The organism is Pseudonocardia sp. McavD-2-B (assembly GCF_024124365.1).
GTDB lineage: Bacteria > Actinomycetota > Actinomycetes > Mycobacteriales > Pseudonocardiaceae > Pseudonocardia > Pseudonocardia alni.
The window spans coordinates 1-9,644 of sequence record NZ_JAMXSG010000234.1 but is presented as its reverse complement, the minus strand read 5'-3'; the positions used below and the strand labels follow the sequence as shown (position 1 = coordinate 9,644).

10 protein-coding genes and 1 pseudogene are annotated in these 9,644 nt (G+C 72.8%); 9 read left to right on the top strand and 2 right to left on the bottom strand.

Features of this window, described 5'->3' with window-relative positions; genetic code table 11:
* Together NH602_RS23790 and NH602_RS23785 are read right to left on the bottom strand one after the other, a co-directional pair.
* Positions 1-1,804, bottom strand: a 1,804-nt coding sequence (locus NH602_RS23790; RefSeq protein ID WP_253068947.1) for an MDR family MFS transporter, incomplete at its 3' end; no start/stop codon positions are given.
* 2 nt (positions 1,805-1,806) lie between these two features.
* A complete protein-coding gene (locus NH602_RS23785) occupies positions 1,807-2,292 on the bottom strand; it encodes a MarR family winged helix-turn-helix transcriptional regulator (RefSeq protein WP_073573755.1) in 486 nt (161 codons plus the stop codon).
* Between the two features lie 124 nt (positions 2,293-2,416).
* Here NH602_RS23785 and NH602_RS23780 point away from each other — a divergent pair, with 124 nt between their 5' ends.
* The 9 genes and pseudogenes from NH602_RS23780 to NH602_RS23740 form a co-directional block, all read left to right on the top strand.
* Positions 2,417-2,698 carry a DUF4326 domain-containing protein gene (locus NH602_RS23780; RefSeq protein ID WP_073573834.1) on the top strand — a complete coding sequence of 94 codons (282 nt, stop codon included), beginning with the start codon at positions 2,417-2,419 and terminating at the stop codon, positions 2,696-2,698.
* Positions 2,695-3,942, top strand: coding sequence for a cytochrome P450 (locus NH602_RS23775; RefSeq protein ID WP_253068946.1), 1,248 nt, complete (start codon positions 2,695-2,697; stop codon positions 3,940-3,942). Before NH602_RS23780 ends, NH602_RS23775 begins: the two co-directional genes overlap by 4 nt.
* A gap of 53 nt (positions 3,943-3,995) precedes the next feature.
* Positions 3,996-4,520, top strand: coding sequence for a cupin domain-containing protein (locus NH602_RS23770; protein WP_179761462.1), 525 nt, complete (start codon positions 3,996-3,998; stop codon positions 4,518-4,520).
* Between the two features lie 107 nt (positions 4,521-4,627).
* A complete protein-coding gene (locus tag NH602_RS23765) occupies positions 4,628-5,068 on the top strand; it encodes a hypothetical protein (protein ID WP_073573757.1) in 441 nt (146 codons plus the stop codon).
* 8 nt (positions 5,069-5,076) lie between these two features.
* Positions 5,077-5,955 (top strand): DNA-formamidopyrimidine glycosylase family protein, encoded by an 879-nt coding sequence (locus NH602_RS23760; protein ID WP_100879139.1) that lies wholly within the window; start codon positions 5,077-5,079, stop codon positions 5,953-5,955.
* A gap of 32 nt (positions 5,956-5,987) precedes the next feature.
* On the top strand, positions 5,988-7,199 hold the full coding sequence (locus NH602_RS23755) for a sensor histidine kinase (protein WP_238589740.1): 1,212 nt from the start codon (positions 5,988-5,990) through the stop codon (positions 7,197-7,199).
* Positions 7,200-7,322: 123 nt separating this feature from the next.
* On the top strand, positions 7,323-8,210 hold the full coding sequence (locus NH602_RS23750) for a S49 family peptidase (RefSeq protein WP_073573836.1): 888 nt from the start codon (positions 7,323-7,325) through the stop codon (positions 8,208-8,210).
* 171 nt (positions 8,211-8,381) lie between these two features.
* Positions 8,382-9,230 carry a LytTR family DNA-binding domain-containing protein gene (locus tag NH602_RS23745; protein WP_174525578.1) on the top strand — a complete coding sequence of 283 codons (849 nt, stop codon included), beginning with the start codon at positions 8,382-8,384 and terminating at the stop codon, positions 9,228-9,230.
* Positions 9,227-9,644: pseudogene (locus tag NH602_RS23740) on the top strand (hypothetical protein); the annotation flags it as partial. The gene NH602_RS23745 and the pseudogene NH602_RS23740, both read left to right, overlap by 4 nt.

Below are 9,644 nucleotides of genomic sequence, written 5' to 3'. Positions count from 1 at the left end.
GCGTGGTGGGCGGCGCGATGTCCGCTCCGCGCCCACCGCCGTCGACCCGCCCGGCCGGGGCGGGGGCCGGGGCGACCGTCCCGAGCGCCTCGGTCGGGACCGACGCGGCGGCGGCACCCTCGCCCGCGGCCTCGGCCCGGGCGGCCTGCGCACCGGACATGGTGCGCAGCGGCAGCTCCTTGACGAACAGCACCAGGACGAAGGCCACCGCGATCACGCAGGCCGCGATGAGGAACGCCAGCGTCATCGCGCTGGTGAAGCCCTCCTGGAACGGTGCGGCCAGCCGCGGGTCGATCCGCTGCAGGAAGGAGGAGTCGGCCAGCACCGAGGTGGACAGGCTGCCGGCCTGACCGGACTGCAGCGCCCCGACGACCTGCGCGTTGGCCGGGTCGGTCGCGACGGCGGGGTCGGTCAGCGCGGCCCGGAACGAGCTCGTGCCGAGCGCGGCGCGGATGGCGTCGGCGATCTTGTCGCCGGCGGTGGAGAACACCACCGACAGGAAGATCGCGGTGCCCAGCGTGCCGCCCATCTGCCGGAAGAACGTCACCGAGGAGGTGGTGACACCCATGTCGCGGGCGGGCATCGCGTTCTGCACGGCGAGCACGAGGGTCTGCATGCACAGACCCAGGCCGAGACCCAGCAGGGCCATGGTCAGGTCGAGCTGCCAGATCGGGATCGACGGCGTGACGGTCTGCCACAGCAGCACCATCGCGATCGTGATGAACGCGGTGCCGATCACCGGGAAGATCTTGTAGCGGCCGGTGCGGGAGGTCAGCTGGCCGGAGAGGATCGACGCGACCATGATCCCGCCGACCAGCGGCAGCATCATGAAGCCGGCCTCGATGGGCGTCGCGCCGTGCACGATCTGCAGGAACTGCGGCAGCAGCGCGATGCCGCCGAACATCGCCATACCGATGAGCAGGTTGAGCACCGCGGACAGCGAGAAGATGCCGGTGCGGAACAGCCGCAGCGGCAGCAGCGCGGCGTCGCCGTAGGCACGCTCGGCCAGCAGGAACAGCAGCAGGCCGACGCCACCGATGACGTAGCAGACGATCGACGAGGTGGAGCCCCAGCCCCACTCGCGGCCCTGCTCGGCGACGATCAGCAGCGGCACCAGGCACAGCGCCAGCGCCAGCGCGCCGGGCCAGTCGATCCGTGCGGGCCGCGGGACGTGCGGGATGTTCAGCACCCGCTGGACGACGACCAGCGCGACGAGCCCGATGGGCACGTTGACCAGGAAGATCCAGCGCCACCCGTCGATGCCGACGATGGTGTCCACACCGGACAGCAGGCCGCCGATGACCGGGCCGATCACGCTCGAGGTGCCGAACACGGCCAGGAAGAAGCCCTGGTACCGGGCACGTTCGCGCGGCGGCACGATGTCGCCGAGGATCGTCAGCGCCAGCGACATCAGGCCGCCGGCGCCGAGGCCCTGCAGCGCGCGGAACGCGGCCAGGGAGTACATCGACCAGGCCAGGGTGCAGGCCACGGACCCGATCAGGAAGATCGTGATCGCGGTCATGAACAGCGGCTTGCGGCCGAAGATGTCGGAGAGCTTGCCGTACAGCGGCGTGGTGATGGTGCTGGTGATGAGGAAGGCCGTCGTCGCCCACGCCTGCAGGTTGAGGCCCGACAGGTCGTCGGCGATGGTGCGGATCGCGGTCGAGACGACCGTCTGGTCCAGGGCGGCCAGGAACATGCCCAGCATCAGTCCACCCAGGACGGTCAGGATCTGCCGGTGCGTCAGCTCGCCGTCGCCGGAGGTGGCGACGGGGCGCTGCGCACTGGCGGCAGCGGTGGACATTCTCAGGACTCCTGTGCTTCGAAGGTCTGGTAGTCGTCGAGGAAGCGGCCGAGCAGTCCGGTGAGGGCCTGCCGGTCGTCGGGGCTCCACGCGGCCAGCACGGTGGCGATGACGTGCGCGCGACGGCGTCGCTCGGTCTCGATCACGCGGACGCCCTCGTCCGTCGCGGCGAGGAGGGAGGCGCGCCCGTCGCCGGGGTCGGCGCGCCGCTCGATGAGACCCGCCTTGACCAGGCCGGACACCTGTCGGCTGATCGTGGAGGGGTCGGAGTGGAAGGTGGCGGCGACCTCGCCGGCCCGTTGCGGGCCGCCGAAGTGGAGATGGGCCAGCACGTGGTACGCGGCCATGTCGACGATCATCTCGGGGCGGTGCCGTTCACCGGACCGCTTCACCTGGCGGACCAGCAGGAACAGCTCCCGGACGATCGAGTCGGCGAGCTCCAGGTCGGCGTCGGCGGGCTCGGCGGCGGCAGCGTGTGCGGTGCTCATCGCGGACCCCCTCTCGGTAGTGCATGTATCACGCAACTAGTTGACTCGCGCAAGCATGCGCCGATGCGTTGCGCAATGCAAAGCGATTGGCCGTGAGCTGCGCCACCTGATTACGGTGCGGTTCGTGAGCACTCCACAGCGGATCCGGCTGCGTCGCACGAAGGGGTGGCGCAAACCCGACGGCGCGGTGCTCGTCACCCGGCCCGGACCGTGGGGCAACCCCTTCGACGTGCGTGAGATGGGGCGGGCACCGGCCATCGCCGCGCACCGCCGCTGGCTGCTCGACGAGCGCCCCGACCTGGTCGAACGGGCCCGGGTCGAACTCGCGGGCAAGGACCTGTGCTGCTGGTGCGCCGAGGACGTGCCCTGCCACGCGGACACGCTGATCGAGGTGGCGAACCGGTGAGCGGCCCCGATGGGGTCGACCCGGACGAGATCGACACCGATGTGTTCGACCCGCGCGTGTTCGCCCGCGGGGTGCCGCACGATGCGCTGCGGCTGCTGCGCGACGCCGCGCCCGTCTCCTGGCAGGACGAGCACGCCGTCGGCCCGTGGCCGGCCGGACCCGGGTTCTGGGCCGTCACCCGCTACGACGACGTCCGGCACGTCCTGCGCAGCCCGGCCGACTACTCGTCGTCGCTCGGGGCGACGCAGATCCGCGACCCCGACCCGGCCGACCTGCCGTTCCTGCGTCGGATGGTGCTCAACATGGACCCGCCGGAGCAGGTCCGGCTGCGGACGCTGGTCACCGGGGCGTTCACGCGTCGTCGGCTGGAGGGGTTCGCCGCCACGGTGCAGCGCCGCGCCGACGCGCTCCTGGACGCCGTGCGCGACGACGGCGGCTGCGAGCTCGTCGGGCAGGTCACCGACGAGTTCCCGCTGCAGAACCTGTCCGACCTGCTCGGCGTGCCGGTCGAGGACCGCCCGATGCTGCTGCACTGGACGAACCGGGTGATCGGCTACCAGGACCCGGACCACGCGGCCGAGGGTCCGCCGGTGAACCCGCGCTCCCCGGCCGCGCTGGCCGACATGTTCGGCTACGCCGACGCCCTCGCCGAGCGCAAGCGCGCCGAGCCCGACGACGACGTCATGACCGCGCTGGTGCACGCCGAGGTCGACGGCCGCGCACTCACCGGCCCCGAGCTGCACATGTTCTTCTTCCTGCTGGTCATCGCGGGCAACGACACGGTGCGCAGCGCGCTGCCGGGCGGGGTGCTCGCGCTCGTCGGGCACCCCGACGCCTACACCCGCCTGCGCGCGGAACCGGGTCTGCTGCCGTCGGCGATCGAGGAGATCCTGCGCTGGCACCCGCCGGTGCTGACGTTCCGCCGGACCGCCACCCGCGACCACGTCCTGAACGGGGCGGAGATCGCGGCGGGGGACAAGGTCGTCGTCTACCACTGCTCGGCGCACCGCGACGAGCGCCGCTTCGCCGACCCGGACACCGTCGACATCACCCGCTCCCCGAACGAGCACCTGGCGTTCGGGCAGGGGCCGCACCTGTGCCTGGGCGCGCACTTCGCCCGGATGCAGATGCGGGCCTTCCTCGCCGCGTTCCTGCGCCTGCCGCCGGCCCGGCTCGACGGGGAGGTGCGCCGGCTGACCTCCAACTTCATCAACGGGACGACCCGGCTGCCGCTAGCGTGGTGATCGGCCACTAGCGTGCGGTGCGATCACGCATCGCGCCCGGAGGGACACCGCCCGTGCCGCTCGCCCGTCACCTTCTCGGACCGGCCCTGCTGGTCGCGACCGCCGCGCTGCTCGCAGGGTGTGCCCAGCCGGGGCAGCTCGGCCACGAGAGCGAAGCCGCCCCGTCGGCGTCCGCCGCCCCCGCGCCGACCACGGAGCCCGCGCTCCCCGGCGTCCCGGACGTGCCGGTCACCCAGGCGGGTTCCGACGCCCAGGGGCGCCTCGACCGGCCGGTCGACATCTCCACGCCCGGCCCCGCCGAGCTTCTCGTGCGCACCGAGGTGCTGCAGCCGGGCCAGGCGAGCGGCTGGGTCCGCCACCCCGGCACGGTGATCACCGTCGTGCGGTCCGGCACGGTGACCGTGCAGCGCGCCGACTCCTGCGAGCCGCGCCCGTTCGGCCCGGGGGAGGCGTTCTTCCTGGAGGACGGCAGGCCCAACGAGCTGCGCAACGACGGCCCGGACCCGGTCGTGCTGACCCGCTCGGAGCTGCTGGCCCCCGGCGCCCCGGAACGCGAGCCCGTCGAACCCGCCTGCTGAGGCCCCGCGCGGCCCCGCACCGCCGGGTGGCCCGCGCGCGGGTACTCGGTTCTGTCGGCCCCCTGTGGGAACATCGTGGGCGGTACCGGGGCAGGGGAGCGGACACCTTGACGACGAAGACGGTCATCGCGGCGGACTACCGTGAATGGCAGGTGAGCCGGCGGATCGAGTGGACCACGCCGGCGGTCGGTGACGAGTTCGAGCACGACGTCGACGCGGGTAACGGCGCGGTCGTGCTGATCCTCGGCACGCTGGTGTTCTTCTGGCTGGTCCTCGTCGTCTGGGTGCCCGGCGGGGTGGTCTTCCCCTGGTTCTACTGGCTCGTCGTCATCGTCGGACTGGGTTTCTTCCCGTTCCGCTGGCTGCTGCGCAGGCCGTTCACGATCACCGCGAAGACCCAGGGCGGCTACGACCTGCCCCCGGAGAAGTGGACGGGCATGGTGCGCGGGCTCGCCACCGCACGCGAGGAGACCAAGGTGGTCGTGCGCAGCCTCAAGAACCGCTCGACGCCCGGCCACGCGGACAGCCCGCTGCAGCCGATCAACTAGGAGTCGCGGTGCCCGAACTGCCCGAGGTGGAGGCCCTGGCCCACCACCTGCGTGAGCACGCCGTGTACCGCCCGGTGGCCCGGGTGGACCTGGCCTCGATGAGCGCGCTGAAGACGTTCGACCCACCGGTGTCGGCGCTGGTGGGCCGGGTGGTGACCGGGGCGTCGCGGTTCGGGAAGTTCCTGTCGGTCGACTTCGACGACCGCCCCGACACCGGCCCGCTGCACCTGGTCACGCACCTGTCCCGGGCGGGCTGGCTGCGCTGGCACACCACGGCGGGCGTCACCCCGCCCAAGCCGGGCCGCGGCCCGTTGCAGCTGCGGGTTCACCTCGACCAGGTCGGCGGGCCGGGCTTCGACCTCACCGAGCAGGGCACCCAGAAGCGGCTCGCCGTGTACCTGGTGGAGGACCCGGCGCAGGTCCCGGGCATCGCGAAGCTGGGGCCGGACGCGCTGGAGCTGGGCCGGGCCGGTCTCGACGAGCTGCTCGACGGTGACAACCGCAGGCTCAAGACGCTGCTGGTCGACCAGTCCACGCTCGCCGGCATCGGCAACGCCTACTCCGACGAGATCCTGCACACCGCGCGCCTGTCGCCCTACGCCACGGCGTCCCGGCTCGACGCCGCCGCCCGGGACACCCTGTTCGAGTCGCTGCACGCCGTGCTGTCCGACGCGGTGGCCCGCTCGGTCGGCCAGGGTGCCGCGGAGCTCAAGGGGGAGAAGCGCTCGGGGCTGCGGGTGCACGCCCGCACCGGACTGCCCTGCCCGGTCTGCGGCGACACCGTGCGCGAGGTGTCGTTCGCGGAGAGATCGTTCCAGTACTGTCCGACCTGCCAGACCGGGGGGAAACCGCTCGCCGACCGCCGCCTGTCCCGGTTGGTGCGCTAGTGGCGGGCGCGGGAACGGGGGTGCTCGCAGTCGTGGACGGATCCACCACGCTCACCCCGTCCATGGCGCTGCTGCTCGTGGTGGCGGTCGTCGTCGGCGTGGTCGCGGTGTTCTTCTTCCTGTGGCAGCGCAACCGGCGCAACACGATGGTCTCGCCGCTGGCCAAGGCCACGTTCTCCGCGCTGCACACGGTCGCGCTGGCCGCGCCGGTGCTGCGCGAGGGGCTGTCGTCGCGCTCGGCGTCGCAGGCGCTGCCGTATCTGCGCCAGCTGCTGGAGACCACGGCGATGGCGATGACCGACTCCCGCGGGACGGTCCTGGGCTGGGACGGCACCGCCGACCAGCACCAGCAGGACGTGCAGACGCTCGCCGACACGGTCGTCCGGACCGGCCGGATGGAGCTGATGAGCCACACCTCCATCAAGTGCAACCAGCCCGGCTGCGAGGTGCGGGGGATCGTCGTCGTCCCGCTGGAGAGCGACGGCACCATCATCGGCACGCTCGCCGCGCTCACCCCGTCGACGGCGGGTCCCCCGGTGCTGCGGGCCACCGGCGAGGTCGCGCGCTACGTGTCCAGCCAGCTGGAGCTCGCCGAGCTCGACGACTCCCGGGCGCGGCTCAACCGCGCCGAGGTCCGCGCCCTGCGCGCCCAGATCTCGCCGCACTTCGTCTACAACGCGCTCACCACGATCGCCTCGTTCATCCGCACCGACCCGGCGCGCGCCCGTGAGCTGCTCATCGAGTTCGCCGACTTCACCCGGTACTCGTTCCGCTCGGCCGGTGAGTACACGACGCTGCTCGACGAGCTGAACAACATCGAGCGCTACGTCCGGCTGGAGAAGGCCCGCTTCGGGAACCGGCTCAACATCAAGCTCCAGATCGACCAGGAGGTGCAGAACGTCGTCCTGCCCTTCCTCGCGCTGCAGCCGCTGGTGGAGAACGCGGTCCGGCACGGGTTGTCCGGCAAGCCCAACGGCGGCACCGTCACCATCCGGGCGGAGAACGCCGGGTCGGAGTGCGTGATCGTCGTCGAGGACGACGGCGTCGGCATGGACCCGGCCCGGCTCAACGAGGATCTCGACGACGCCCACCTCTCCGGCGCGCACGTCGGCCTCGGCAACGTCGACGACCGCATGCGCTCGGCCTTCGGCGACAACTTCGGCCTCGTCGTCGACACCAACATCGGCGCCGGTATGAAGATCACGCTGCGCGTCCCGAAGTTCCGGGCGGGCATCCGGGCCTGACCGGCGGGCATCCGTGGGACCCTCCGGCGATCCGCTGGGCCGTACGGGTGACATGAGTAGTCGCGAGCTGTGCCGATCCGGTCACACCACGTCACCCTGTGCTCGCGCGTACGGTGGGACGGCATGGACGTCCTGCGTATTCCCGCGGCGGTGACCTCCCGTCTGCCCGGCAGGCTGGGTGAGTCGGTCGGCCCTCCGGTGGTGTCGGTCGTGCGGATGCAGGGCGTCATCAGCGCCCAGGCCGCGCCGGTACCGCGGCAGGTGCTGAACCTCTCCTCGATGGAGAAGGTGCTGGAACGGGCGTTCGCGCCCGAGCGGCTCGCCGCCGTCGCACTGGTGATCAACTCCCCGGGCGGCTCGCCGACCCAGTCCCAGCTGATAGGGGACCGCATCCGCTCGCTGGCGGCGGAGAAGGACGTGCCGGTGCTCGCGTTCTGCGAGGACGTCGCCGCGTCCGGTGGCTACTGGCTGGCCTGCGCCGCCGACGAGATCTACGCCTGCTCCACCTCGATCGTCGGCTCGATCGGGGTGATCAGCGCCGGGTTCGGGCTCGACGGCCTGATCGAGCGGTGGGGTGTCTCCCGGCGGCTGCACACCGCGGGCGGGTCGAAGTCGCGGCTGGACCCGTTCCTGCCCGAGCGGTCCGAGGACGTCGCCTGGCTCACCGGCCTGCAGGAACAGCTGCACGACCGGTTCACCGGATGGGTGCGCGAGCGGCGTGGCGACCGGCTCGCGACCGACACCGAGCTGTTCGACGGCGAGGTGTGGCTGGGTGAGCGGGCCCGCGAGCTGGGCCTGGTGGACGGCATCGGCGGTGCCCACGACGTCCTGACCGAACGTTTCCCCGACGCCGAGCAGCGCCCGGTGGAGCAGCGCAGGCCGCTGCTCGCCCGCCTCGGCGCGGGTGGGTCCGCGGCCCGGGCCGGCCTCTCCGGCGGCATCGCCGGGGCCGGGCACGAGCTGTTCTCCGCCCTCGAGACGCGGGCGGCGTGGGCCCGTTACGGGCTGTGACACCGGTGACCGTGCGTACCACGGCCGCGCTGCACCCCGTGTCCGGCCGGTCACCGATCCGGTTCGTGCCCTGGCATCACGCGCGTCGGCACGTCACCATGGTCGCGGCGCCGGGCGATCATCGAGCGGATGGGCTTCCCGGCGCAGGCCCGGAAGCAGGATGAGGAGATCGTGGACAGCAACGACACCACTCGCGGACTGGTCGTTCTCGCGGTGGACGACGAGCAGCCCGCGCTCGAGGAGATGGCCTTCCTGCTCGACGAGGACCCGCGCGTCGCGACGGTCCTCAAGGCCGGCGAGTCCACCGAGGCCCTGCGCATCCTGAACGGCCGCCGGGCCGGGGCGGCCGCGGGAGCCGGCGCGGGGGGCGGCGCGGACGTCGCCGAGCAGACCGACATCGACGCCGTGTTCCTCGACATCCGCATGCCCGGTCTCGACGGCCTGGAGCTGGCCCGGGTGCTGCAGAACATGGCCGTGCAGCCGGCGATCGTCTTCGTCACCGCGCACGACGACCGCGCGGTCGACGCCTACGACGTCGGTGCGATCGACTACCTCCTCAAGCCGCTGCGCACCGAGCGCCTCTCCGCCGCACTCGACCGGATCCTGTCGACCCGTCGCAGCGGGCCGGTCGAGACCGTGCGCGAGGAGACCGGCGGCGACGACGAGGTCATCCCCGTCGAGCTGGCCGGCACCACGAAGCTGGTACCGCGGTCCGCCGTGCGCTACGTCGAGGCGCAGGGCGACTACGCCCGGCTGCACACCACCGAGGGCAGTCACCTCGTCCGGATCCCGCTGTCGGTGCTCGAGGACCGCTGGCGCGACGCCGGCTTCGTGCGCATCCACCGCTCGTTCCTGGTGGCGCTGCCGCTGGTCACCGAGCTGCGGCTGGCCGGGTCCGGCTACGTCGTGCGCATCGGATCCGGCCCGGAGACCGCGGAGCTGCCGGTCAGCCGTCGGCACACCCGTGAGCTGAAGGACCGCCTCGTCCGCGCGACCAAGCAGGCGTGGAGCCAGAGGTGAGCAGGTCCACCGGCGGCGTCTCGCCGTCGGTGCGTCCGCAGTCCGACCGGGCCGCGGACGATCTCGACGGGTCCGACCGGCCCGGCACCGAACCCGACGCGACGGCCGCCGGGTCCCGAGCGGACCAGGCCTCCGCCGCGCCCGAGGGGCGTCCGGACCCCGCACGGTCGCGCCCGTACCCCGACGGTGCCGTCGCCGGTCTCGACGCCTGGAACCCGGCGCTCGAGCACCGCAACCGCCGTGTCGCCCTCGCGCCGGAGCCGTCCGGGAACGCCATCCCGGCGCAGCCGCGTGGCTCGTTCGCGTCCGGTCCGCACCCGCGGCCGGCCGGGGGGTACGGCGCGCCCGGGTCCGGGGGAGCGTCCGCCGCGTTGCCGCACGGCCCGGTGCCGGGGTCCGGTGCGCCCGACGACC

What these genes read in the sequence shown, in the direction of transcription:
- NH602_RS23785 (WP_073573755.1), bottom strand. Translation starts at nt 2,292, where the DNA reads ATGAGCACCGCACACGCTGCCGCCGCCGAGCCCGCCGACGCCGACCTG.
- NH602_RS23750 (WP_073573836.1), top strand. Translation starts at nt 7,323, where the DNA reads ATGGACGTCCTGCGTATTCCCGCGGCGGTGACCTCCCGTCTGCCCGGC.